General features: G+C 58.8%; 22 protein-coding genes. 13 read left to right on the top strand and 9 right to left on the bottom strand.

All coding sequences use genetic code 11. The features are described 5' to 3' along the window. Positions 1-72: 72 nt before the first annotated feature. Positions 73-993, bottom strand: coding sequence for a LysR substrate-binding domain-containing protein (locus CTP10_RS23475; RefSeq protein ID WP_116321660.1), 921 nt, complete (start codon positions 991-993; stop codon positions 73-75). A gap of 297 nt (positions 994-1,290) precedes the next feature. Here CTP10_RS23475 and CTP10_RS23470 point away from each other — a divergent pair, with 297 nt between their 5' ends. Next, positions 1,291-2,253 (top strand): hydroxymethylglutaryl-CoA lyase, encoded by a 963-nt coding sequence (locus tag CTP10_RS23470; RefSeq protein WP_116321659.1) that lies wholly within the window; start codon positions 1,291-1,293, stop codon positions 2,251-2,253. Between the two features lie 89 nt (positions 2,254-2,342). On the opposite strand, the gene CTP10_RS23465 is transcribed toward CTP10_RS23470, so the two are convergent. The 7 genes from CTP10_RS23465 to CTP10_RS23435 form a co-directional block, all read right to left on the bottom strand. Continuing rightward, complete coding sequence (locus CTP10_RS23465; RefSeq protein ID WP_116321658.1) at positions 2,343-3,506, bottom strand: glycerate kinase; 1,164 nt, start codon at positions 3,504-3,506, stop codon at positions 2,343-2,345. Then, positions 3,503-4,981, bottom strand: coding sequence for a pyruvate kinase (gene pyk, locus CTP10_RS23460; RefSeq protein ID WP_116321657.1), 1,479 nt, complete (start codon positions 4,979-4,981; stop codon positions 3,503-3,505). The genes CTP10_RS23465 and pyk overlap by 4 nt, the downstream gene beginning before the upstream one ends. A gap of 25 nt (positions 4,982-5,006) precedes the next feature. Next, positions 5,007-5,960 (bottom strand): D-2-hydroxyacid dehydrogenase, encoded by a 954-nt coding sequence (locus CTP10_RS23455; protein WP_116321656.1) that lies wholly within the window; start codon positions 5,958-5,960, stop codon positions 5,007-5,009. A gap of 217 nt (positions 5,961-6,177) precedes the next feature. After that, complete coding sequence (locus CTP10_RS23450) at positions 6,178-7,149, bottom strand: Bug family tripartite tricarboxylate transporter substrate binding protein (RefSeq protein WP_116321655.1); 972 nt, start codon at positions 7,147-7,149, stop codon at positions 6,178-6,180. Positions 7,150-7,214: 65 nt separating this feature from the next. Further along, positions 7,215-8,123, bottom strand: coding sequence for an HpcH/HpaI aldolase/citrate lyase family protein (locus CTP10_RS23445; RefSeq protein ID WP_116321654.1), 909 nt, complete (start codon positions 8,121-8,123; stop codon positions 7,215-7,217). Further along, positions 8,120-9,304, bottom strand: coding sequence for a CaiB/BaiF CoA transferase family protein (locus CTP10_RS23440; RefSeq protein ID WP_116321653.1), 1,185 nt, complete (start codon positions 9,302-9,304; stop codon positions 8,120-8,122). Before CTP10_RS23440 ends, CTP10_RS23445 begins: the two co-directional genes overlap by 4 nt. Before the next feature lie 101 nt (positions 9,305-9,405). Next, on the bottom strand, positions 9,406-10,353 hold the full coding sequence (locus CTP10_RS23435; RefSeq protein ID WP_116321652.1) for a LysR family transcriptional regulator: 948 nt from the start codon (positions 10,351-10,353) through the stop codon (positions 9,406-9,408). A 312-nt stretch (positions 10,354-10,665) separates the two neighbouring features. Here CTP10_RS23435 and tpiA point away from each other — a divergent pair, with 312 nt between their 5' ends. The 6 genes from tpiA (at position 10,666) to CTP10_RS23405 (ending at position 16,499) form a co-directional block, all read left to right on the top strand. After that, positions 10,666-11,406 carry a triose-phosphate isomerase gene (gene tpiA / locus CTP10_RS23430; RefSeq protein WP_116321651.1) on the top strand — a complete coding sequence of 247 codons (741 nt, stop codon included), beginning with the start codon at positions 10,666-10,668 and terminating at the stop codon, positions 11,404-11,406. A 66-nt stretch (positions 11,407-11,472) separates the two neighbouring features. After that, positions 11,473-12,165 (top strand): 2,3-diphosphoglycerate-dependent phosphoglycerate mutase, encoded by a 693-nt coding sequence (gpmA, locus tag CTP10_RS23425; protein ID WP_116321650.1) that lies wholly within the window; start codon positions 11,473-11,475, stop codon positions 12,163-12,165. 533 nt (positions 12,166-12,698) lie between these two features. Then, positions 12,699-13,520 carry a 3-keto-5-aminohexanoate cleavage protein gene (locus tag CTP10_RS23420; protein WP_233528251.1) on the top strand — a complete coding sequence of 274 codons (822 nt, stop codon included), beginning with the start codon at positions 12,699-12,701 and terminating at the stop codon, positions 13,518-13,520. A gap of 42 nt (positions 13,521-13,562) precedes the next feature. Further along, positions 13,563-14,582 (top strand): TRAP transporter substrate-binding protein, encoded by a 1,020-nt coding sequence (locus CTP10_RS23415; RefSeq protein ID WP_158577695.1) that lies wholly within the window; start codon positions 13,563-13,565, stop codon positions 14,580-14,582. 77 nt (positions 14,583-14,659) lie between these two features. Further along, complete coding sequence (locus CTP10_RS23410; RefSeq protein ID WP_199414650.1) at positions 14,660-15,199, top strand: TRAP transporter small permease; 540 nt, start codon at positions 14,660-14,662, stop codon at positions 15,197-15,199. A 19-nt stretch (positions 15,200-15,218) separates the two neighbouring features. After that, positions 15,219-16,499, top strand: a complete 1,281-nt coding sequence (locus CTP10_RS23405; protein WP_116321647.1) for a TRAP transporter large permease — start codon at positions 15,219-15,221, stop codon at positions 16,497-16,499. A gap of 263 nt (positions 16,500-16,762) precedes the next feature. Here the strand turns inward: CTP10_RS23405 and CTP10_RS23400 are convergent, their stop codons facing one another. After that, positions 16,763-17,659, bottom strand: coding sequence for a LysR substrate-binding domain-containing protein (locus CTP10_RS23400; protein ID WP_116321646.1), 897 nt, complete (start codon positions 17,657-17,659; stop codon positions 16,763-16,765). A gap of 298 nt (positions 17,660-17,957) precedes the next feature. Between CTP10_RS23400 and CTP10_RS23395 the strand changes: the two genes are divergently transcribed. From CTP10_RS23395 to CTP10_RS23370, 6 genes are read left to right on the top strand one after another with little or no spacing between them, the layout of a single operon-like run. Next, on the top strand, positions 17,958-19,160 hold the full coding sequence (locus CTP10_RS23395; protein WP_116321645.1) for an ABC transporter substrate-binding protein: 1,203 nt from the start codon (positions 17,958-17,960) through the stop codon (positions 19,158-19,160). A 59-nt stretch (positions 19,161-19,219) separates the two neighbouring features. Next, positions 19,220-20,137 carry a branched-chain amino acid ABC transporter permease gene (locus tag CTP10_RS23390; RefSeq protein WP_116321644.1) on the top strand — a complete coding sequence of 306 codons (918 nt, stop codon included), beginning with the start codon at positions 19,220-19,222 and terminating at the stop codon, positions 20,135-20,137. After that, positions 20,137-22,041 carry a branched-chain amino acid ABC transporter ATP-binding protein/permease gene (locus CTP10_RS23385; RefSeq protein WP_116321643.1) on the top strand — a complete coding sequence of 635 codons (1,905 nt, stop codon included), beginning with the start codon at positions 20,137-20,139 and terminating at the stop codon, positions 22,039-22,041. Before CTP10_RS23390 ends, CTP10_RS23385 begins: the two co-directional genes overlap by 1 nt. Further along, entirely contained in the window at positions 22,034-22,756 is a 723-nt protein-coding gene (locus CTP10_RS23380) for an ABC transporter ATP-binding protein (protein ID WP_116321642.1), read from the top strand. Before CTP10_RS23385 ends, CTP10_RS23380 begins: the two co-directional genes overlap by 8 nt. Before the next feature lie 4 nt (positions 22,757-22,760). Continuing rightward, positions 22,761-24,455 (top strand): GMC family oxidoreductase, encoded by a 1,695-nt coding sequence (locus tag CTP10_RS23375; RefSeq protein WP_116321641.1) that lies wholly within the window; start codon positions 22,761-22,763, stop codon positions 24,453-24,455. Positions 24,456-24,496: 41 nt separating this feature from the next. After that, positions 24,497-25,930: an aldehyde dehydrogenase family protein gene (locus CTP10_RS23370; RefSeq protein WP_116321640.1), complete on the top strand. Its 1,434-nt coding sequence runs from the start codon at positions 24,497-24,499 to the stop codon at positions 25,928-25,930. Positions 25,931-25,975: the final 45 nt, after the last annotated feature.

Below are 25,975 nucleotides of genomic sequence, written 5' to 3'. Positions count from 1 at the left end.
GTGACAACTCGCGCCAGAAGGCGTTGCAATACTTTCAGGGCCCCTTTCCGGAACAGAAAGGGTACGGATATCTCAGCCTGTTCGAATGGCGTCCAGACTCACGCCGCATAGGTGCTCAACCAGCTTTATGGCCTCCGGCTGCAATGCCTTTGCGTCCCTGACCCCTAACCACAGCGACCGATTCGCCCAAGGATCGGATAGCCGGACCGCCCTCAATCCAGCCATCAGAATTTCCTGCCGCACCGCCCCGGCGGGCAGCACACCAATACCCAGCCCTGCTTCGATCATTCGGCAAATGGCATCGAAGCTTGTCACCTGAATCCGTAGCTTCAGTACGCATTCCAGCGCGGCGGCGGCTTCGCTCATGCGGTTAAGGAGCGAACTCCCCTGATTCAACCCCACAAAGTCATAGGCCAGGGTATCGGCAAATCGAACTTCCGGGACGCCTGCCAGCGGATGTTCCGGGGGAACCAGCACGACCAACGAGTCCTCACGATACCGGAACTTCTGCAGTGCCGAAGCACTAACGTTGTCGGCAAAGACCCCCACATCGGCAATACCGGCGATGACCGCCTCGACGACTTCCTGGCTTAGGCGCTCTTCAAGGCTGACTCGAATCAGCGGCTCCTTGCTCAGGAAATCAGCAAGCTCGCGTGGCAGGAATTGAATGATTGCGGAGGTGTTGGCCCATACCCGTACATGACCCCGGACACCGATTGCATAGTCGCTCATTGCGCTGGACATACGGTTGACGGTGTCAAGGACAGTCTTAGCGTGGCGCATCAACTCGTGCCCAGCCGCGGTCAGCACCAGGCCGCGAGGCAAGCGCTGAAACAAGGGGCAGTCGACGGTTCGCTCCAGATCCGCAATCCGCTTGCTGACGGCCGACATGGTCATGTGCGCTTTCTCGGAAGCTCGGGTGACACTGCCATTCTCGGCCACTAGCATGAAAATTCTCAGTGACGGTAAGTCAAAGTGCGTCGGCTTAAGCATTGAAAATCCAGCTCCTTGTGCGCTACGCATGGATTTCCGTCACCCCTTTAACTTTCCATTCCGGAAAGGGTCGTTGAGGGATGAAGGATTCCCCTGCGTCGCCATTCATAAAAAAATTGTCCTCTCACAAGTGGAATGAGACGGAGGGAAAAGGCGTGAAAGTAGTTCGATCCGAACGAATGTGCGATGTCCTGAGAGGGGATCGCCGATCCCTTCTGGCAGCCGTACTGGTACCGGATCGTGGCGTGTACCGGCTCATACAACCTGACAGGCCGGCAAGTCAATGAGGAGAACATTATGAAAAACAAGAAGGTACATATTCAAGAAGTCGCGACGCGCGACGGATTCCAAAACGAGGTCAAGTTCGTTGAAACAGAGGACAAAATCAGCCTCATCAACGCGCTGAGCGCGTGTGGCTATGCAAAGGTGGAGGTGACCTCGTTTACGTCTCCGAAGGCCATCCCCGCCCTGCGCGATGCAGAGGCCGTGATGCATCGCATCACCCGTCAGGACGGTGTCGTCTACACGGTGCTGGTTCCCAACGTCCGCGGCGCCGAGCGCGCGCTGTCGTGCAACGTCAGCGAAGTCAACCTCGTGATGTCGGTCAGCGAAAGCCACAACCGCACGAACCTGCGTATGTCGCGGGAGCAATCGTTTGCTCAGCTCTCGGACGTCATCCACATAGTGCGTAGCACACCCACCACTATCAACGTGTCGCTTTCCACCGCGATGGGCTGCCCCATGGAGGGCGACGTAGCCGTTGCGGCGGTGCTGGGATGGATGCAACGGTTCGCGGACATGGGGGTGCATGGTGTTACCCTTTGCGATACCACGGGCATGGCTCACCCCTCGCAGGTGAGAGCTTTGTGCGAGGCCGCCCGACGTCAGTTCCCGGCTCTCGAACTCGCCCTTCACTTTCACAACACGCGCGGCCTTGCCCTGGCCAATACCCTGGCAGCCCTGGAGGTCGGCGTCGATCGGTTCGATGCCTCGCTCGGCGGGCTGGGCGGCTGCCCCTACGCGCCTGGTGCCACCGGCAACGTGTGCACCGAGGACCTGGTTCACATGCTGAAACTTGATGGCTACGACACGGGCGTCGACCTGGCTGCCATCCTTGTCGCATCGGCCAGGCTCCCCGGCCTGATTGGCCACGATGTGCCAAGCCAGATTCTCAAGGCCGGTCGCCGTTCCGACCTTCATCCGATGCCAGCGTCGGCCAGCCTGCCGGAACAACATGCATTCTCGTCGAGCGCAGGATAAGGACATAACGCGATCCTACACTTGGTGGAAGCCGTGAAGAGAGGGCACTGGCCGCGTGCCAATTCGCCCTTTCTTCTCGTCATACCTCGCTACCTTCTTGCGCTACTGGCCGCCAAGTTCCGCCGACTCCCCGAGGCAAACAAGCGCGTGAGCTGGTGTGACGCCTCTTCAAGCAACGCCCCCGCGTGTTCCATGGCAAAGTTCAACGACACTGGACCCTGCTGGATGGAGATGCATCCGTCGAAAGCTTCGGTCAGCGCCGGGCTGGGGTCAATGCCACCTGACAGGAGCGTGACCGGAACACCCGCCTCCCTCGCCATGTAGGCAATGGTCGCAGGCCCCTTTCCCATCATCGTCTGGACATCGGACCGCCCTTCCCCCGTGATCATCCAATCGAATGTGTTCAGATCCTTGTGGAGCCCTGCCGCCCGCAAAACGAACGTGGCGCCCGAAACCACCTCGGCACCGAGAAGACGCAATGCGAAGCCGATTCCGCCAGCCGCGCCACTGCCTTCGGCCTCGGTGAAATCGACGCCCAGCGCGGCGGTGCATCGCTTGGCAAAGCCCGCGAGGGTCGCATCGACCGCAGCCAATGCCGTGACGCCCTTTTGCGGCCCGAAGACGTAGGTCGCGCCAGTGGGGCCGCACAATGGACTATTGACGTCGGAAAGCGCAATCATGCGGACGCCAGCCAGCGATTCGGGCCGTTCGTATCCAATCTCGCGGATTGCCTGGAGGTTTTCCAGGATCGGACACAGCACTTTGCCATTCCCGTCGACAAAGCGGAACCCAAGCTCGGAAAGCATACCGGCGCCAGCCTCGTTCGTGGAAGAACCGCCAAGTCCGATGGCGATGGTATTCACGCCCTGCGAAGCAAGATGCCGGATGGCCTGGCCAATGCCCCGCGTTGTCCGCTTGCCCGGCTCCGCAACTGCTTGCGGAAGACCCACGACTTCGGCGACTTCCAGGATGGCAATCTCCCCGAACTCGTTGCATCGCCCTCGGTAATAGCGCACCGCTTTTTCCATACCGTTGGCCTCGACTACCCGAACCTCGTCCCATTTGCCGGGCAACGTTGCCGCCATTACCTCTGCGGTTCCTTCACCACCATCGGCGATGGGGGCCAGTACGACATCTGCCCCGGGAACGGCCCGAATAATGCCTGCGCGAATGCGATCGGCGACAGCCGAGGCGCCAAGGCTTCCCTTGAATGAATCGGGGGCTACCAGGACACGGAACACTGCCTCGCTCATGCGGTCACCTTTTCATCAGTGCTTTTGGAGGCAGGAAGTCCGGAGAGCGCGACATCCTGCGCCTGTGCTACGCGGGCGACATGCAGCATGTTGGTCGATCCGTGCCTCCCGAATGGCATGCCGGCGACAATGACAATCTCCTCGCCATCCTCGGCAAAGCCTTCATTGAGCGCTGCGTTGCTGGCCACAGTTATCATCTCGTCCACGTCCTTTACGTCGGGTACGACAGCAGCATGCACGCCCCAGGTGAGACACATCCGCCGGGCCACCTCCAGCGAAGGCGTGATACCCACAATGGGCGTTTGCGGCCGCACGCGGGCTGCTCGCGACGTCGTGGCGCCGGAGGACGTATACGCAATCGTGGTATTTGCGCCCACGATGCGTGTAATGTCGCGCAGCGCGCCACACACGGCATCCTGCCTGTTGGACAGCGCTGCCACCTGCTGCGCATCGATCATGTTGCGGTAAAGCGGGTCGGCTTCCACTTCACGAATAATCCGATCCATCATCTGGACCGCTTCGCGGGGGTACCGGCCAGACGCCGACTCGGCCGAAAGCATCACGGCGTCGACGCCGTCGTAGATGGCGCTGGCAACGTCCGAGGCTTCCGCTCGCGTCGGCACGGGCGCAGCGATCATCGACTCAAGCATCTGCGTCGCCACGATCACCGGGCGCCCCAACTGACGGCATACGCGAGAGATTCGTTTCTGCACGGCAGGAACACGCTCGGGCGGCAGCTCGACACCCAAATCGCCACGCGCCACCATCACGGCATCCGCTTGGCGTGCAATCTGTTCAAGGTGCTCGACGGCCGCCGGCTTTTCCAGCTTCGCGACAACTGTCGCACGGCCAGCGATGCGCGTCTTTGCCGCAATCACATCGTCTGCGGTCTGTACGAAGCTCAACGCTACCCAGTCGACCCCCATGGTCAATGCAAATTCCAGGTCGGCGATGTCCTTCTCTGTCAACGCGGGGATCGGGATGACCGCGTCGGGAACATTGACGCCCTTGCGCGAAGAGAGGATACCGCCCGTGACGACCGTGGTGACCATTCGGTCCGGCGCGACGGCCTGCACGCGCAACTGCAGCTTTCCGTCGTCAATCAACAGGGTCTTGCCGGGCCGGGCGCAGTCGAAGAGTTCCTGGTGTGGCAACCCGACGCGCCGGGCGTCTCCCGGCTGCGGTGAGCGGTCGAGGACAAATTCGCTGCCTTCGACCAAGGTGGTCGCCTCGCCCATCAGCCCGATTCTCAGCTTCGGCCCTTGCAATTCGGCCAGCACCGCGATTGGCCGTCCCGTTTCCCGCTCGATCTGGCGGACAAAGGCGTAGTTTTGCTGATGGGTCTCGTGCGACCCGTGGCTGAAGTTGAATCGAAAGACATCCGCGCCGGCCAGAAACAGCGAACGGATAGCTTCTACGGATGAGGTCGCAGGTCCCAGCGTCGCGACAATCTTCGCCTTGCGATAGCGTCTCATTAATACCCTCGCACAAATCCAGTGATCAAGCCACGACGTTGCGCGGCGTGCCCTGCACGAACGCGGCGATATTGTCAAAGAGCTGATCGGCCAAGCCTTGCATCGCCTCCTCGCTGGCCCAGGCCACGTGAGGGGTGAGAATAAAGTTGGGCGTGTTTCTTAACTGATGGAAAGGATGGTCCTCTCCCGGCGGCTCCTGGCTGGCGACGTCAAAGCCTGCACCACTCACTTTGCCGGCATGCACGGCATTGACCAGCGCGGATTCGTTCACCAAACCGCCCCGTGCCGTGTTGATGAGCAGAGGACGCTTTTCCATCCGATCGAACTCCGCCGCATCAATGAGGTTGCGCGTCTGAGGCGTCAGCGGGCAGTGCAGCGTGATGATGTCGCTGCGGCGCATGACGTCATCGAACGGTGTGTAGAGAGGGCCCATGTCAGTGCGACCCTTGTAGGTGGCGAAGAGCGGCTGCATGCCCAGTGCCCTGCCCATGGCCGCCACCGACTGCCCCAGCACGCCATCGCCGATGATGCCCAGAACCGAGCCATACAGGTCTTTGATGGGATAGTCGAAGAAACAGAACGTCCCGGCCTCTTGCCATCGCCCCTTGCGGACGGCGTCGTGGTAACCCGCCAAGCTCCGTCGCAGCGCAAATATCAGTGCGAACGTGTGTTCCGGTACCGTGTGGACCGCGTAGTTACGAATATTTGAGACGATGATTCCTCGTGCCGAGCAGGCTTTCAGATCGACGATGTCAGTACCGGTCGCCGCAACGGCTACGAGCTTGAGCCGGCTCGCCTGATCCAGTTGCTGGCTGGTGAGTTTGACCTTGTTGGTGATCACCACATCGGCGTCAGCGATACGACCCGCGACTTCTGAGTCAGCCGTTTCGTTGTGAAGGAAAAGCTCATGCGGAAACGGCAGGGTCTTGAGCGTCGTTTGCGGGGAGATGGTGGAACGGTCCAGAAATACGATCTTCATGGGAATGGTGCCGGCGTACGGCCTGAAGTGAATGTCCCGGCGAACGCGCTCGGCTCGCCTGCTTGGATGAATGAGAAACGGGCGGCATCGCCGCCCGCATCGCTACTTTTGCATGATGACGTGACGGCCAGGATCGGTGAATTGCGATTTTGCTGAGCACCCTTTCCCAAAGGGAAAGGGTCGAGCGATGCCCTACTTTCCCGAGTGAATCGGCATATCAGTCGACTGTCGCACCGGATGTCTTGACAATCTTGGCCCACTTATCCATGTCCGTCTTCAGCATGCCGGAGAGTTGCTGAGGCGTGGCGCGCGGCAGATCTGCACCTTGGGCCTTCAACTTCTCCTGCACGGCCTTATCATTAAGGACCTTGTCCACCGCATTCGTCAGTTTCGCCAGAACGTCTTTGGGCGTGCCGTGAACCGCGTAGAGCGCTACCCAGAGGTCGCCGTTGTAGTTAGGAATCGTCTCGGCGATGGCTGGGATGTCTGGCGCTGCGCTGGAACGTTTGGCCGAACTCACGCCAAGCGCCTTCAACTTGCCGGCCTTGACATGGGACAGTACCGAAGGCAGGCTGGCAAAGGCCAGCGGAATCTGGTTGCCGAGCAGGTCGTTCAGCGCTGGTCCTACGCCCTTGTACGGCACATGCTCAAGTGAGATGCCTGCCATGTTGTTCAGCATTTCACCCAGCAGGTGATTCAGCGAACCATTGCCGGCAGAACCGAACCGGTACTCGTTCGGCTTACTTTTCGCCAGGGCGATGAGTTCCTTCATGTTATTGGCGGGGAATGCCGGATTGGCCACCAGTACGTTCGGCACACTGGCCACGAGCGCGACGGGCTCAAAGTCCTTCACCGGATCGAACGGAATTTTCTTGTAGAGCGCGGGATTGATCGCCTGAGTACTACTGATGGTCAACAGTACCGTGTAGCCGTCCGGATTGCTGCGGGCGGCATACTGGCTGCCGATGTTGCCCCCGGCACCCGGTCTGTTATCGACGATGAATTGCTGACCTGTGGACTGGGAAAGTGCTGCGCCGATAATCCGGCCGACAATGTCGTTCGTACCACCGGGTGCCTGCGGTACCACGATGGTCACGGGCTTCGAGGGATAGTTGTCGGTCGTGGCGCCGTGCGCAAGCGAAGCACCGAAGAGAACGCAGGCAAGCGCCATGCGGATGGGATGATTCATTGTGTGTCTCCAAGGGTATTGCCGGGCCTCTAACGTGACCGGCTAAAAGCAGGAATCCAAGATGCTCAGGCGACGGCGCGGTCGCGAACTTCCACGACCTTCTTCGCCATCCGGATATTTGCGTAGTCCACCAGCTTCCCGTCGAGCTGGACAGCGCCCCGCCCTTCGCGCTCCGCTTCCGCTAGCGCGGCAACGACTCGCTGGGCGGCTATGTACTCTGCGTCCGTGGGCGTGAAGGCGCGATTGGTAAAGGCCATCTGCAAAGGATGGATGACTTGCTTGCCGTCATAACCCATGGCGGCGGCCTTCAGCGCACTGGATTCACTGAGCGCCGCGTCGCGGAACGCACCGCAGGGACCGTCGATGGCTCGCAGCCCGAACGCGCGAGCCGCGACGAGGATGCGCATCATCGGATAGGCCCACATGTCGAGGGCGGTATCCGCATAGCCGGCTCCAGCGCGTGACCTCATGGTGTACTGCGGATGGGACAGCCCGATTTCCACACCCTTGGCACCAATGGAAGCACCGAAATCGCCGACGCCAAAATGCAGCGCTTCCAGGCTACCCCCTGCAGCCGCGATTCGCTCGCAGCACACCAGGCCTTTGGCCGTCTCGATCATCGCCTCGATGGCGACGTCGGTACCGTCGACCTGCTGCTGGACGGCGTGAATTTCCTCGATAGATTCGACCTTCGGAAGCAGCACGCCATTGAGCCGGGACGCAAACCTCACGAGGGTGTCGATTTCCTGTCGCTGTCGAACGCCCGCACCGTTCACACGCACCACGACAACCTTGCTGCCCCAGTCCAGTCCGTTGATGGCCCGTACGGCCGCGCCGAGTGCGGTGGCTTTCATCGCCTCCGGCACGGCATCTTCGAGGTCCAGAAAGACGGCGTCGGCGTCAGAGCGTGCTGCAGACGTCACCAGCTTGTCCTGATGAGCAGGCACGGCGAGATAGGTTCGCGTGATTTTCATTTGGCGCTCCTTTCTGCCGACTCCGATTCCTGCGCAGTCTCGCTCAAACCGAGTTCCACGAGGACCCGGTCGGTGTGCTCACCCACCGCTGGCACCGGTCCGAGAACTGGTTCGATGCCATCAATGATGAGAGGCGGCTTGAAGACCTGAAGTGGTCCAACCGGGCTATCCACCGTCCGGATCCGGTCGCGTTCGTGCAGTTGCGGATGCTGCAGAAATTCGGCGACATCGTTCAGGCGCGCGTTCGCAATGGATGCTGCTTCGAGTCGCTCGGCGACCTCTTCGCTCGACCACTTCGCAAAACGCTCCGTAATCACCGCCTCCAGCTCGGCGTGGTTGGCCAGGCGATTCGGATTCGTATTGAAGCGGGAATCGACGGCGATGGCGGTGTCTTCCAGAACGCGGGCACAGAAGCCTTGCCACTCGCGCTCATTCTGGATCCCAAAGAACACGGCCTTGCCGTCTCCAGCCTTGAAGGGGCCATACGGCGCGATGGTGGCATGGCGTGCGCCGGCGCGCGCAAGGGGTGCACCGCTGTCTCGCGTGTAGTAGGCGGGGTAGCTCATCCATTCGGCCATGCTGTCGAACAGCGAGACTTCGAAAGCGGTACCTGCGCCGGTACGCTCGCGGCGGTAGAGCGCCATCAGGATGCCGTTCAGCGCGTACATGCCAGTGGCGATATCGACGATCGACAGACCACACTTGGCTTGCGATTCCTGCGTCCCGTTGATGGACAAGAAGCCGGTCTCGCACTGGACCAGCAGGTCGTATGCCTTCTTCGAGCGGTACGGCCCTGTCGAACCGTAGCCGGAAATGTCACAGGCAATCAGGGAAGGATGCCGGGCCACTAGGCTCTTGGCGTCCAGGCCAAGTTTCTTGGCCGCGCCAGGTGCTAGGTTCTGCAGGAAGACGTCGGCCTTTTCCAACAGGGCGTCGAGTGCGCATCGACCCGCCTCGGTCTTGAAATCCAGCGCAACGCTTTCCTTTGTGCGGTTGGTCCAGACAAACTGGCTGGACATGCCTTGCATAACCTTGTCATAACCGCGCGCGAAGTCGCCGACGTCGGGACGCTCCACCTTGATGACCCGCGCGCCCCAATCTGCCAGGTGACGAGTTGCCATGGGAGCAGCGATTGCCTGCTCGAGCGCTACTACAGTAATTCCGTCCAAAGGGAGAGTCATGAGGCACCAGCCATCTTGTTGCGTGAGTGGCTAGTGTCGGAAAACCTCCGCAGACCGTAAATAATTGGATTTCGATGGCGGCCGTTCCAAATTTTGATGGCTCAGCCAGTCGGCAAGCGCCCAGTTGACAGGTGATCAACAAATTGCTGCGCTGCCCGCGGCAGCGCAGCATAGTCTCGATACCCAAGGATCACGTCCATCCCGGCCCAATCATCCAGCAGTGGAACAATACATAACCCACCCCGATTGTGCTTCGCAGCAACGGTAAAGTCCGTCATGATGCCCACGCCCACCCCGGCCGAGACCATAGTCCTCATGGCATCAAAGCTCGTGACTTGAAGCCGCGTCTGGATGGTTCGTTGAAGAGCTTCCGCAGCCTGAACCGACAATCTATGAATCATGCTGCCCTCATGGAAGGCAACATGGTCAAAGTCCAGCGTGTCCGCGAAATGCACGCCGGTTTTGCCAGCAAGGGCGTGCCGTTCCGGCACAACGATTACTAGACGCGCCGACCGATACGGTGCGGTGTCCAGGCCGGCGTGGGGAGTCTCAGCCCAGAACAGGCCAACATCGGCCAAACCGTCCTTGAGCGACCTCACGATATACGGACTGCTCCACTCCTCCAGGCGCACTTCTACCTGAGGATAGCGCCTAAGGAATGCCGGAAGATCCTGATCCAGGAAGCCAACGATGGAAGTACTGTTTGCATAGACCCGAACGTCTCCCTTGGTCCCCTCGCTGTATTGACTCATGTCCGCGCGCAGACGCTGAAGTAAGTCCACGATACCTTTCGCATATTCGACGAGTTCAAGGCCTGCGGCGGTCGGACGGACGCCACCGCTGTGTCGGTCCAGAAGGCGGGCTGATAGCGCGTCCTCGAGGTCACTGATCCGTTTGCTGACGGCCGAAGCAGCCATGAAATGCCGCTCTGCGGCACGAGCCAAGCTTTGTTCCTCAACAACGGTCAGGAAGATGGTCAGGGTGGTCGGGTCTATCCGCACGATCTTGCCAATGGGTTGGTACGAATCGAAAGAGGAAGCATACCCCACTGGGAACGGCTTCCGAGCCCATCTGCCGAAGGTGTCGAAAACATCACGGGAGGACCGCGGCTCCCGGGTTTACCCTTCCCCGACAGCGCTAGCCCGCGACGTGATTGCATTGGTATGATAGGTCTGCTATCGGATAGGTAGACCGCGCGGTCACGGGCAGCAATCGACAGCCCCCTTCCGCTTTATCGTTCGCAATCTACAAGTGGTGATTGCGCTCCCAAGAAACCACATCGCGTCGATATTGGCATCTTTCAGCACACAGTTGAAAAGCTAGCTGTGCTTATCACTCCGCGAAATCACGCAAGGTAGGCAATGAAAAAGTGTCTTGTTGTAGGTAACTGGAAAATGAATGGGAGCGCCGACATCGTCAACACGCTGCTGTCGGAGTTGGCCGGACAACATGTCCGATGCTCCGCCGCCGTCTGTGTCCCCTCGGTGTACCTCGATCGCGCGCGCACTATCCTCGCCAATAGTGAATTGCTAGTTGGCGCACAGGATGTGTCGATGGCCAAGCAAGGCGCTTTTACGGGCGAAGTCTCCGCATCGATGCTCAAAGACTTCGATTGCCGGTTTGCAATTGTCGGTCACTCCGAGCGTCGTACACGGCATGGCGAAACCGATGAAGTAGTCGCCGAAAAAGCCGCGAGATGCTTAGAGGCGGGAATCCGTCCCATCATCTGTGTCGGCGAATCGCAGGAACAACGTGATGCCGGCCGGACGATGGAGGTAATTGGACAACAAGTCGACGTCGTGCTGAATCGGCTCGCGACCGAATCGATCAATCAAATCGTAGTTGCGTATGAACCCCTCTGGGCAATAGGCAGTGGCCGGGCCGCATCCGTCGAACAGGCACAGGAAGTCCACGCATACCTGAGGCAACGGCTGGTCACCAAAGCCGAATCGATCCGCAGCTTAGTACCCATTATCTATGGAGGAAGCGTGACGAGTAACAATGCGGCCGAATTGTTCACCGCACCGGATATCGATGGCGGGCTCGTCGGTGGTGCCTCGTTGAGTGCTGCGGAGTTTCTGGCGATCCTAAATTCGGTGTGACCTGCAACAACGACACCGACTGGCGGTCGGCTACACCGCCAATTCTTTCCTTTCTGGAGTGCTTTTATGCCAAAACTTGTACTCGTTCGCCATGGCGAATCTGCCTGGAATCTGGAGAACCGATTCACAGGCTGGGCCGATGTCGATCTCACCGCCAATGGCATCGAAGAAGCCCGACAAGCCGGTCGGCTTCTGAAGCAAACGGGCTTCGCATTCGATGTTGCCTATACATCGGTTCTCAAGAGAGCCGTCCGAACCCTCTGGCACATCCAGGACGAAATGGATCGCATGTGGGTGCCCGTCAAGAACGATTGGCGCCTCAATGAGAGACACTATGGCGCCCTGCAAGGTCTGAACAAGGCAGAGATGGCGTCCCAGTTCGGGGATGCGCAGGTACTGCAATGGCGACGCAGCTATGATGTGCGACCGCCCGCCCTTGAACTCGGGGATCCGCGGCACGCGAAAGCTGATCCGCAGTATGCCGCATTGGACAAGGCGCTCATCCCCTCCACTGAATGTTTGAAGGACACGATGGCGCGGGTGCTTCCTTACTGGGAATCCGAGATTGCGCCAGCCCTGCGTAATGGAAAAAACATCCTCATCGTCGCACACGGCAACAGTATTCGGGCCTTGGTAAAACATCTAGATGGCATTTCCGACGAGGATATTGTTGCGCTCAATATTCCGAACGGGGTGCCGCTCGTTTATCAACTCGACGGCACCTTGACGCCTCTGGAATGCAGTTTCTTGACGGCGTAATAGCTGTCAACTGAGAAGTCCTGGCCCTGGGTCCAGGACTTCTCCTCTTGAGCTGCCCTATCGGGGCGCTCAGAACTCCGCCCCTTCTCCCCTCACGCCCCTTCGGTCGATCGACGACTGCCCCGCTTGCGTGCGCGCGCAATGCCCATTTCCTGTTCCTTAAGCAGCACTTAGTGCGGCAAACGTCGTCCACATCTCAACCGCTCTCCGGGTTTACGCCAAACGTCATTCTCTTGGCTTTCTGGAGTACTCATCATACCATTACACCATCAATCGAACACGAGGGTGCCGACAACGGACGGTGACCCCGGAGACTCCCGATGCCCCCCAATTCCAGCTCGGTTATCTGAAATAACGTCGCTTCGCCGGTTGTCACGAACTTAACCACATGACCGGGGGAAGCCGGCTTGGCCCGGCGCCGCTCCGGTGCGGATTTCTTCGGTCATGCTTTTCCAGAGGAAGCAATGAAACACCACACTGTCTGCATAGAGGTTGCGTTGAATGGACCCTGGACGCGCCGGTTGCAGCCCCAAATGCCGCTTTCCCCTGACGAAATCGTCAATGAAGCCGTCGCGTGCGCAAATGCAGGCGCATCCGTCGTCCACTTCCATGCATACGATGTGACGACAGGCGAGCAAACGACGGATCTCGGCCTGGTGACCGAAATCATCGACCGAATTCGTGCAAAGACTGATGTCATTGTCTATCCCGCAATCCGATACATGAGCAACGCAGAGTCGATCGCGGATGACTCGGGCCCAAAACGATATGCGCATCTGGGCGCAATGGCCAGCAAAGGAATCTCGGATTGGCTCATCGTCGATCCCGGCTCCACGAACCTTGTCAGCTACCGAGACGTTGAGACTCGCGCGAAGGGCCTCGTCGACATCAACACCCCATCCGCAATCCGTCATGGACTGGAGCTGGCCGCGCGATATCAACTCCATCCCGGCTTTGCGATTTACGAGCCCGGCTATCTGCGTCTGGCCGCTGCGTTTTGTCGCTCGATGCCAGAGGTGCCTGCACCGATGTACCGGTTCATGTTCTCAGACCAACTTACGTTCGGATTCCCGCCCCGAGAGTACGCGTTAGCGGCCTACCTCCAGTTGCTGCAGGAAGAAGCGCCAGGCGCGCAGTGGATGGTCGCCGGCCTTGGCGTCGATATTCGGCATCTGATGCCCTATGTCGCTCGGCACGGCGGCCATGTGCGCGTCGGCATCGAGGACAGCCCATTGTTCGCCCCCCAGACGAACGCCATGCTGGTGGATGAAGCGCGCCGGTTGATCGAGGCGGAAGGCGCATCGATTGCCTCCCCTCGCTATACGCGCGAAGCACTGTTCAATTCCCAAGTGTGACCTCGCCGTACACCCGCACAAATGCATAAACAGGAGACGATCATGAACACCCGCTTTGCCTTGCTCGCGACGTGCATTTTGCCACTTGCCTTTCTTTCAACGCGTGCCGTGGCGGCGGACTTCGCGGACCGAAACGTAAAGGTTAGCTATGTCGTGCCCAAAGACCATCCATATGGGGCCGGCGTTGCGAAGTTCACCGAGCTTGTTGCTTCCAAAACAGGAGGCAAGATGAAGGTTCGTGGTTACGCTGACGGCCAATTGGGCGCAGAAGTACAGTCGATTTCCGCGGCTAAAGGGGGCGTGATCGAGATGGCCATCGTTTCAACTGCAGCCGCCGCCACTACCATCAAGGATTTTGGCCTGTTCGACCTGCCTTACCTCTTCAACGATTACAAGGAGGCAGACGCAGTTCTGGACGGACCCGTCGGAACGCGCACACTGGAGAAGCTGCAGGGCAGCGGGCTTGTTGGGCTGTGCTACTGGGAGAATGGCTTCCGAAACGTGACGAACAGCCGGCGTTCGATCAGTAAGCTCGAAGATTTCAAAGGACTCAAGATTCGCACCATCCAGAACCCTGTGTTCATTGATGTGTTCAATACGCTTGGTGCCAACGCAACACCACTGGCGTTCACTGAAGTCTATACCGCGCTCGAATCGCGTGCGATTGACGGACAAGAAACACCCTACAACAGCATTTATACCAGCAGGTTCTTTGAAGTACAGAAGTATGTGAGCGAGACACGCCACATCTACGGCGCCGCAGTGGTACTTGTGGGAAAAAGATTCTGGGACGGTTTGAATTCTGACGAGCGGAAAATGCTTCAGGAATCCTGCTACCAGGCACGCGACTACGAGCGCCGTTTTAATCGAGAACAGGATCCCAAGCTGCTGACAAGTCTCAAGGCGAAGGGTATGCAATACAACGATCTTACCGACGCGGAACGCGCGCGCATCCGTACGGCTTTGAAGCCCGTCTATGACAAGCATTCCAAATTGCTTGGTGAAGATACCTACAAGCAGATCACCGTCGAGTTGGAAAAGGTCCGCTTGACGACGCGCTGAACGCAGACACGACGCGCTCCTGTGCGAATCGTCATACTAAGGCCTTCCCGTCTTCCGCTAAAGCTATGAGGTACGCAATGCTGAGAAATATCATTGATGGTTACTGCAAAGTCCTCCATGTGCTCATGGTCATCGCGCTCGCGATCATGGTGATACTGGTATTCGGAAATGTCGTCTTACGATACATCTTTAATTCCGGGATAACCGTCTCAGACGAGCTCTCCCGCTGGCTATTCGTTTGGGTCACATTCTTAGGCGCCGTGGCGGCCATGCGAGACGGTGCCCATCTTGGAACGGACATGCTTGTATCGCGTCTCGGTAAGACCGGTCAAAAGATATGTCTCGTTCTTGGGCATGCGCTCATGCTCTATTGCTGCTGGCTTTTGCTCCAGGGTTCTCTTCAGCAAGTGAAGGTCAATCTCGGTGCCACAAGTCCAACCTTGGGAGTGTCGATGGGCATCTTCTATGCCAGTGGCGTCGTCTGCGCCACGTCCATAGCAGTCATTCTTATTGACAATCTCTGGCGTCTACTCAAGGGCGATCTTTCTGAAACGGAATTGATAGGCATCCGAGAATCGGAAGAAGAGCCAATTGATTTACCAGTACCGTTGAAGTAACCAGCGTGAGGAACCGATCATGACCATCGCAGTCTTTTTGTCCTCGCTCTTGGGCACCATGCTGTTGGGTGTTCCTATTGCTTTCGCTCTGTTATTGTGCGGCGTCGCTTTGATGTGGCACCTCGGCACCTTCGATTCCCAGATTCTTGCGCAAAACATCATTGAAGGTGCCAACAGCTTTCCGCTCCTCGCCGTTCCATTCTTCATGCTGGCCGGGGAAATCATGAATACCGGCGGTCTGTCCAAACGGATCGTGAACTTCGCTATGGCACTCGTCGGCCATATCCGTGGAGGACTCGGCTACGTAACGATCGTCGCGGCATGCGTCCTCTCCGCGCTCTCCGGCTCTGCGGTGGCGGACGCGGCGGCGTTGACTGCCCTCCTCTTGCCCATGATGGTAAAAGCAGGACATGACAAGGCACGAAGCGGGGGACTGATCGCAGCGTGCGGTGTCATCGGCCCGATCATCCCCCCCTCTATCGGCTTCGTCATCTTCGGCGTTGCTGCCAACGTCTCCATTTCGAAGCTATTTCTCGCGGGGATTTTTCCTGGCATCTGGCTGGCCTTGGGCCTATGGGCAACGTGGTGGTGGCTTATCCGGAATGAGAAGCTGGAACCACCACCAAAGCGCAATCGCGGAGAAGTTCTAACCGCCCTAAAGGAGGCAGGCTGGGCGCTAACGCTTCCCGTTGTTATCCTGGTAGGGCTGCGCTTCGGCGTATTTACGCCCACAGAGGCCGCAGTCGTCGCTGCCGTTATCGCTCTGGTGGTCGCGTGTGTAGTCTATCGCGAGCTCAAATGGCATCAACTTTATGCGGTGTTCCTGGCATCCGCGAAAACGACAGCCGTTGTCATGTTTCTCGTCGCTGCCGCAATGGTCTCCTCCTGGCTCATCACAGTGGCGCAACTGCCCGACCAAGTCGTCGAGTTGCTGACACCCTTCCTCGATCGTCCCATTTTGCTGATGATCGCCATCATGATTCTTGCCATGGTCGTGGGAACAGCAATGGACATGACGCCGACTATCCTGATTCTCACTCCCGTCCTGATGCCACTGGTCAAGCAGGCCGGCATTGATCCCGTCTACTTTGGTGTGCTCTTCATCATCAACAACTCCATCGGGCTGGTAACACCGCCCGTCGGCACGGTGCTCAATGCAGTCGCGGGCGTCGGTCGGATGAGAATGGACCAGGTCACCCGTGGAGTAATGCCGTTCATGCTTGTGCAGTTCGCTGTGATGTTTCTCATGGTGCTGTTCCCGCAAATCGTGACCGAACCCGCGAAGCTGTTCGGAGGCTGATCGCAACGAGCCTTCGACCTGATGTTGTCTGTCGGCTCTGCCGATCCTCCTTTGTGAGCGTCCATTCGGCGCTCATTTTTTTGCGCACAGGATTGCGCGACGGCCCGCATCGGTCGGGAGCTTGTTGTGGCGCGGTACGGACTAACGCCGGGTGCTGCTCACGCAGCGCCACCATAACTCCTCCTAAAACCCGTCGCTGCCTGTGTGATCGACAGTGATCGCTCATCGGTATCTTGCCACGTAACGACGTTCGACTTTCCCGCCTACTTCTGTGTTGCCAGGTCCTGCCGCATAAGAGTCAACATGTATCCGAGAGCCGGGGTCGGATTTTGCGTGCGGAAGGCGGCTGCGAGCAATGATTCAGGCGCTGGTCCTGCAATCGGTACATAGGTAACGCCCTCCGCGCGGAGCTGGGCCATCGTCGAGGGAAGCACCGACACGCCCATCCCTGCGGCGACCAAGGTGACGATCGAAGTCAACTGAGGCGCTTCCTGCCCCAGCGTCGGACTGAACCCCACCGCTTCACATGCTTGCACCACTGCATCGTAAACTGCATGGCCGGCGCTTCTGGGATACAGGATGAACGTGTCGTCGGCCAGATCCGCGAGTCGCAACGACTTGCGACGACTCAACGGGTGCTGTACCGGCAAAACGACAAGCATCTTCTCCGATTGGATGGGTTCGATCGTCACGCCAGCCGGACAGTCCGCCGGAGCGCGAATGAAAGCCAGATCTAGCGCGCCCTTCTCGGTGCTCTCGACAAGCTCATTGGTATGGTGCTCACTCAAGCGAACACTCACGCCAGGATATCTTTCGCGATAGTGTCGAATCAATCGTGGAACAAATGGGTGAAAACTTGCCGACACCGTGAATCCCACCCTCAAAGAACCGATCTCCCCCTTGGCGATACTACGCGCCGACTCAATGGCATGTCGTGCCCCCTCCAGCAACAACTCGGATTGCGCAAGGAATGCCTTGCCGACTTCGGTGAGCGCGACGCCTCGCCGATTTCTCACGAACAGTGGCGCCCCAATCTCGGCTTCCAACTGCTGAATCTGCTGACTCAAGGGCGGCTGGCCAATCCCGAGCCGCTCAGCCGCTCGTGTGAAATGCAGTTCGTGAGCGACAGCGACAAAGTAACGTAGGTGTCGAAGTTCCATCTGTGGAAAGTATTACAGGATCCGTTTCATATATTGGACTGTATCTCAAAAGACTTCTATAGTCGACTCACATAAGCAGAAACGATGGCGGCCCCGCACTGGCGCCACGCATAAACGGAGACACAGATGCCAACGCTTCACCGTTCCACCTAGCCCGCCCGCGCCCGAGGCGCTGCGATCGCCGCAGCGTCGGCTCCCAAATCCAAGCCATTTCCCATGCACAGCGCATCGCGCTGGGGGCAGGCGGAGCCGTGCATCCCACGCGCTCCCGCAGCCCACCCACCCCAAGGAGACCCCAATGACTAATGCAAGCAAGGCCTTGCGCAAAGCGGCCGTCGCGCTATCACTCCTCGCGCTCGGCGCAACCGGTGTACTGGCCCAGGAGATTCGCATCGGGTACAACGCCGACCAATCCGCCAGTGGTGTTGCCGAGCTCGGCGCATCCGGTCGTTGGGCCTTCGAAGCAGCGATAGAGGACCTTAACAAGAATGGCGGCATCCTGGGCCGCAAGGTAGTGGGCGTCATTCGGGACGACTTGGGCGCGCCGCCGAAATCAATTCAGAACATGACCGAACTCATCGACAACGAGAAGGTGCAAGCCGTTGTCGGCCCGGCGAACTCTGGCAATGCGCTGGCTTGGTTGCACATCCCACAACAGCGAAAGATTCCTGTGATCGTGCCAATCGCCACGGGTAGCGAAATTACGACTCGCTATGCCAAGGAGGCACAGAACTACCTTTTCCGGGTCTCCATGGTCGACCGCGAACAAGTTTCGCTGTTGGTGGCCTACGCAGCGAAGGCCTCGAAGAACAAGAAGATTGCGATTCTGGGCGATACAACGGGCTACGGGCAAGGCGGCATCAAGGATACGACTGAGGTGCTTGGGTTGCATGGCATCAAGCCGGTCACGATCGAGAAGTTTGGTCCGAAAGATACCGACATTACCTCTCAACTGAACAAGATCAAGGACACAGGCGCCGATACAGTCATCGTCTACGCCATCGCCGACGGCTCAGCACAAGTCGTGCGCAGCATGGAGAAAATCAACTATGCACCCATTACCCTGGGAACTTGGGGCAGCTTGAGCTCCCTCTTCCCGCGCATGACCGGGACCAAGCTTTCCGAGCAAATGATTCTGGCTGCATCCACGACCGAAGACAGCAGTCCGCGAGCTAAGGCCTTGGCTGATCGCGTCCGGAAAAACTTTCCCACACTCACTACCTTTCCTTGCGCCGCCCAGACCTATGACTCGGTCATGCTGATTGCGGCAGCCATGAAAGCCGCGGGCTCCACCGATGGCCAGAAGGTTGCGGCTGCCTTGGAGCAGGTTAGTGGCGTCCAAGGCATCATCAAGACCTACGACAAGCCGTTCAGCAAAACCAATCATGAAGGTTTGAGCGTGGCCGACTTCTACCTGGCGCGATGGAAAGATGGCAAGACGGTAGTTCGTTATGAGGACACGGTCTCCAAGTCGATTACCACCGCGGACTTGAAGCGCTAATCAACCGCACACCCGTGGGCGGCTTGCAACACACCGCCTTCGGCTACACGGAGCAAGACATGATTGCAATTCTGCAGGCCATCTTCAGCGGCCTGACGCTTGGCGGCGTCTATGCATTGGTGGCAGTGGGTTTCAATATCACCCATAACACCACAAAGACATTCAACTTTGGGCAAGGGGAATTCCTAGTTGCCGGTGCCTTCGTCGGCGTTTCGACGTTACTACTATTGAATGGAAAAAGCGCCGTCGACATGCTCTCGCCAACAGAGGTGACGTCGTCGCTCTACATCACGGCGATGCTGGCGACCTTGGCTATCGTAGGTCTTCTGGGTATCGCGCTCTATTACACCGCCGTCCGTCCGTTCCTAGGTGCAGGCGGCCTTGCTTGGGTGATGAGCACGCTGGGATTTGGCATCATCATCCAGAACACGGCCCTTGCAGTTTGGGGTCCCTCCGCCACCGTTGTGCCCTCCCCTCTGGGAAGCGACGTCATCCGTTTGGGAGGCGCAGGGGTCCTTCCACATGAAGTATTCGTGCTGGTCTTCAGCATAGCCATCCTGCTAGGGCTCGACGTCTTGATGCGACGCACACGCATCGGCAAAGCACTGCGGGCGGTGGCGCAAAGCCGCAACGCCGCAACGCTGATGGGCATTAATGTGACGGCCGTCGTCATCATGGCATTCGTGGTGAGCTCCGGACTTGCCGGCCTGGCCGGCCTGCTCGTTGCACCCATCACTACCGCATCTGTATTCATGGGCCTAACACTCGCGCTCAAAGCGTTCTCGGCGGCCATTCTGGGTGGCCTGGACAATCCACGCGGCTGCATGCTTGGCGGTTTTATCATCGGATTGATTGAGGCCATGGTGGGGCTGTGGCAAGCGGAGCTGCGCGAAATCAGCGTGTTCCTCCTGATCATACTCGTACTGGTTCTGCGTCCTCAGGGACTGCTCGGCCAGCGCCTGGTGGAGAAAGTCTGATGCTTCTTAACAATCGCACACATCTGGTGGGGGTTGCCTTCACCGCCTTAGCAATTTCCACGATTCCGCTTCTTACTGACAACGCGTTCTATCTCAAGATTCTGTTTCTCGTTGGGGTTAACTACATCGCGGCTGCAGGGTTAAACGTGCTCGTCGGCCGTACCGGCCAGAAATCACTGGGACATGCCGGACTCTTCGCGGTAGGCGCATATGCCGTCGCGCTGCTGACCACACGGGCTGGCTGGAACCCTTGGATAGCCTTGGCCGTCAGCACTGGACTGGCCGGCGTCTTCGGCATTGTGATCGCACTGCCATCGCTGCGGGTCAAGGGACCCGCCCTCGCGATGGTTACCATCGGATTCGGCGTTGTCGTCGAGAAAGTAGTGTCCGAGTGGCAGGATGTATTCGCTGGCCAGCAAGGGATCTACGGTGTCCCATCCCTGTCCATTCAAGGCAACGATTTCGGGCCACGGGAGTGGGTATGGTTCACCGGTGCGCTCGCGCTATGCGTCCACCTCATGCTTCGATCGCTGCTGCGCGGGAAATTCGGACGCGCCTTTAGCGCCGTCAGTACAGCAGAGATTGCCGCGGAAAGCGTGGGAATAAGCGTATACCGATTCAAGGTACTGGCCTTCGTCATTAGTGCTGTGACGTGTGGTCTCGCAGGCGCGCTTACGACACAACAGAACCAGTTCATCAGCTCCGACTTCATCACGTTCGGCCTGTCCGTATTCTTCCTGCTCATTGTTCTCTTTGGAGGAAGCTCGATCTATGGTCCGGTTCTTGGTGCCATCGTGCTCACGCTTTTGGATGCGTTCCTGGCGCGGTGGCCGGTCGTACAGCATTTCATCTACGGCTTTCTTCTGCTTTTTTCGCTCTACGCAATGAAGGACGGATTAGCGGGCGCCATCCGAGCCATCGCTTCGCGACTCCTCCCTGCCGAGGATGTAGAGGCTGTAGCCAAGGCGGGCTCGGCCGGCTGGCGTCCGTCGATCGGTGAGAATCGTGCGTCAACGACACCAGGTCAACCGCTTCTTCACGCTCGCGATGTCTACAAGGCTTACGGCGGCGTGGTTCCCACAAACAATGTCCACGTCACGCTGACAACTGGACACGTCCATTCGCTTATCGGCCCTAACGGCGCAGGCAAAACGACGCTTCTCAATATCCTTTCTGGTGTCGTGCGCCCAGACCGCGGCACCGTGACCCTGCGCGGAACCGATATCGCCGATTCGCCCGTCAATCGCATCTGCAGGCTGGGGCTTGGACGCACGTTCCAGAACCTCAAGCTGTTTACCGACATGTCCGTGCTCGACAATGTGAAGGTCGGCTTGCACACCCGTTTGGGCAGCAGCATGGCTGATGCGTTGCTAGGTCTTTCAGCCGCACGTCAGGATGAAATCGCCGCCACCGCAGAGGCAATGGAGATACTCCAGACACTGGACTTGGCTTGTGTGGCCCACGAGAAGGCAGGGCGGCTCGCATACGGGCTGCAGCGACGCGTCGAACTGGCTCGTGCCCTTGCCACACACCCGCATCTACTGCTTCTGGACGAACCCGCTGCCGGCTTGAATCCTCAGGAAACGCACGAACTGATTGACGTCATTCGCAAGATCCGAGACCTCGGAATCACGGTGCTCCTCATCGAGCATCATATGGATCTCGTGATGGCCATCTCCGACCACGTGATTGTTTTGGACCACGGCGTGAAGATAGCCGAGGGCACGCCCGCTGCCGTGCAGAACAACCCTTCCGTGATTGCCGCGTATCTTGGCGTGGAGGAAGCTGCGGACTCCGAAGCGGCGAGTAACGCCGAAGAAACCAAGGTTCAGGTCTCCACCGATGCTCACGGTACTGGTGGTGTGCATTCCATCTCATGTGCCACGGGGGTAAAGCATGCATAAGGCTCTTCTGGAGGTTAGCGAGCTTCATGTTCGCTACGGCGCGATCCAAGCGTTGAAAGGCATCTCCCTAAAGGTTCATCACGGCGAGATTGTCACGCTCATTGGCGGCAATGGCGCAGGCAAGAGCACGCTGATGAAGTCGCTCTCGGGTCTTGAGCCAGTAACTTCGGGCCAGATCCGTTTCGGGGGCGAGGACATTGGCAGCATGCCAGGGCATCGGCGCGTTGCATTGGGCATCGCACAGTCTCCCGAAGGACGACATGTCTTTGCAGACCAGACCGTGCGCGACAACCTGCTGTTGGGCGCATTCCATCGACGGGACGGTACTCGCGCCATTGAAGCGGATGTGCAACAGCAATTCCTGACCTTTCCTCGTCTGCACGAGCGCCAGTTCCAAATGGCGGGGACCTTGTCGGGTGGCGAACAGCAAATGCTGGCCATTGCTCGCGCCTTAATGGCCAAGCCAAAGCTCTTGCTCCTCGATGAGCCTTCGTTAGGTTTGGCGCCGCTCATCGTCAAGGAGATCTTCGAGGTCATCGCTGCCTTGAAAGTGGCCGGCATGACCATCTTGTTGGTTGAGCAAATGGCCAACCAGGCATTGAAGGTGGCTGACCGGGCCTACGTTCTTGAGACGGGTCATATCACGTTGGAAGGCTCAGGGGCCGAGCTCAGCCGTGACCCGCAGGTTCGCGCCGCCTATCTTGGAAAACATTAAGACCATGGACCGGATTACTTTCGACTACGTCATTGTTGGTGCCGGCGCTGCCGGGTCGATTCTGGCGAATCGCCTGAGCGAGGATGGCAAGCACTCAGTGTGTCTGCTCGAAGCTGGGGGCAAAGACTGGCATCCATTTCTGCATATACCCGCCGGCTTCATCAAGGTATTGTTTAATCCTTCATACACCTGGCAATTCAGTTCCGAGCCGACGGACTGGACAAACGGCCGCCGCGTACCACTCCCGCAGGGCCGCACCCTTGGCGGCTCGACTTCCATCAATGGCCTTGTCTACAACCGCGGCCAGCGGCAGGATTTTGAAGAATGGGCAGCATCGGGGAACGAAGGCTGGAGCTATGCGGAAGTGCTGCCGTATTTCAAGCGCAATGAACGTCGGCTCGGCGCGGCAGATCCGACGTTCCGTAGTGCAGACGGCGTAGTCCCTGTCTCAGACATTGCGTGGAAGCATCCGATATGCGAACAGTTCATCGCTGGTGCGCAGGGTCTGGGGATGCCGCTGAACCCCGACTACAACGGCGAAACGCAGGCAGGTGTTGGCTACTACCAGCGCACGATTCGCGGTCGTTGGCGCATGAGCACCGCGCGAACCTACTTGGCCCCGGCCCGCAAGCGCCACAACTTGTCGATTCTCACAACGGCGCGCGCCACAAAGGTGCTTTTCGATGGGAAACAAGCGGTGGGCGTGCGATATGTACGGGGTGCCGGCTCCGGCGAGCAGGAGGTATCGGCACGTCGTGAAGTCATCATCTGCTCGGGTGCCATCAACACACCAAAACTGTTGCAACTCTCCGGCGTTGGCCCCGCCGATTTTCTCAGGTCTATGGGCGTGCAAGTTGTCCACGACCTTCCAGGCGTGGGTGAGAATCTGACAGACCACTACTCCGTTCGCCTCGTGGCCTCGGCACGAAATATTGTGACAATGAACGAGCTTGCACGCGCGCCACGGCTCTGGGGCCAGATTGCGAACTGGCTGTTCGACCGACCAAATATCCTATCATTGAGCCCTTCGCTTGTGCACTGGTTCTGGAGTTCGCGGTCAGGTCAGTCCCGTCCCGACCTGCAAGGTGTCTTTTCGCCTGCGAGCTATCGCGAAGGCTACGTTGGGATGCTGGATACCTTCCCCGGCATGACATGTGGCGTATGGCAGCATCGCCCGTACAGCAAAGGAAGCGTCCGCATTGTTTCGCGCAATTTCCGGGACCTTCCGCACGTCCAGCCGAATTACTTGGCAGATGAACGCGATCGCGCCACCCTCGTCGGCGGCATGAAAATCGCTCGACGACTCCTTGAGACGCCGGAACTCTCCCAGTACGTCAATACCGAGACACTCCCCGGTAAGCATGTCCAACGCGATGACGAGCTTCTGGATTTCGCCAGACGCTTTGGCGTGTCTTCCTATCACGTCAACGGGACCGCGAAAATGGGACTCGCCGGTGAGCGACTTGCGGTGGTCGACAGCGAACTGCGCGTTCACGGCCTGCGGAATCTGCGCATTGTTGATGCCTCCGTCATGCCGCAGATGCCATCGGCGAACACGTGCGCAGCCACAATGATGATTGCCGAGAAGGCTTCCGACATGATTCTCGGCCGTGCCCCGCTGACGCCGGAGACGAAATTCATCGATATGGGCTTGGCATCCGGTAAGCCATTCCTAGAGGTTGCCCCGGATGCAGCCTAGATATCTCCATTGCATCCTTTAATTACCCCGAGAGAACGAACATGAACCAGCTATTCATCAACGGCAATTGGACTCCTGCAGAATCTGGCCAGAGCCTGGATGTGATTGATCCCGCCACGGGCGAAGTCTTTGCCACGATCGCCCGTGGAGCGGGCGTCGATGTAGATCGTGCAGTGATCGCAGCCCAGGGCGCACTGCAGGGGGACTGGAGTCGCATGACGGCCACCGAACGCGGGCGCATTCTGTCCCGCATTGGGGAATTGGTTCTCGCGAACATCGACGAGCTGGCTCAACTCGAATCGCGCGACACCGGCAAGCCGATTTCAACGGCTAGGAACGATATCCAGGTTCTCGCGAGATACTTTGAGTTCTATGGTGGCGCTGCGGACAAGGTTCACGGCGAAGTGATCCCATTCCTTCATGGATATCAGGCCTTGATGTCACGTGAGCCGCTTGGCGTCACGGCCCATATTATTCCGTGGAACTACCCGGCCCAGATGGTGGGTCGCTCAGTTGCGCCGGCCCTGGCCATGGGGAATGCCGCGGTACTGAAACCATCCGAGGATGCCTGCCTGACTCCCCTACGGATTGCCGCCCTGGCGGCGGAGGCCGGCCTCCCCGCAGGAGCGATGAACGTCGTCACGGGACTTGGCGAGGAAGCCGGGGCCGCGCTGGCCGCTCACCCCGGGATTGCTTTCGTGACGTTTACGGGCTCCAACGAAGTTGGCACCCTGGTCCAGGCTGCGGCTGCCCGCAACCACGTGAAGGTGGCGCTGGAACTAGGCGGAAAATCCCCGCAGGTAGTCTTCGATGACGCCGACCTCGACCGTGCCCTTCCCATCATCATCAAGGCGATTGCACAGAACGCCGGACAAACTTGCGCCGCAGGCAGCCGGTTGCTGCTGCAGGATGGCATCTATGAGAAGTTCGTGGCGAAAGTCGCCGACGCGTTCGGCGGCATCCGCGTGGGCCTTCCTGCAAACGACCGGGATTGCGGGCCTTTGATCAATCTTTCGCAGCTTGAACGTGTCAAAGGCTATATCGAACGTGCGAAGCGCGACGGCATCCCGGTGCTGGCGGAGGGACGCCTGGATGCGAATCTGCCTGAAGGCGGCTATTACGTGACGCCTGTTCTGTTTGGCCCTGTTGCTGCAGACAATGCGTTGGCGAACGAAGAGGTATTCGGTCCGGTCCTGTCGGTGCAACGCTTCAGTGATGAAGCGGAAGCCATCGCGCTCGCCAACGGAACGCCCTATGGCCTCGTCGCAGCAGTATGGACCGAGAACGGTGCTCGGCAAGTCCGCGTTGCAAAAGCCATCCGGGCCGGCCAGGTGTTCGTCAATTGCTACGGCGCAGGAGGCGGAGTCGAACTTCCCTTCGGCGGCGTGAAGGGGAGCGGACATGGTCGCGAAAAGGGCTTGCTTGCGCTGGAAGAGATGAGCAGTCCCAAGACTATCGTCCAGTACCACGCATAGCACTACGCCACCGGGCCGGCGTCGAAATCCGGTTCCGGCCCGGCA

Source organism: Cupriavidus sp. P-10 (assembly GCF_003402535.2).
In the GTDB taxonomy this organism is placed as follows: Bacteria; Pseudomonadota; Gammaproteobacteria; order Burkholderiales; family Burkholderiaceae; genus Cupriavidus.
Note: the sequence above shows the minus strand (reverse complement) of the source record. Positions and strands in the feature narration are given on the sequence as shown.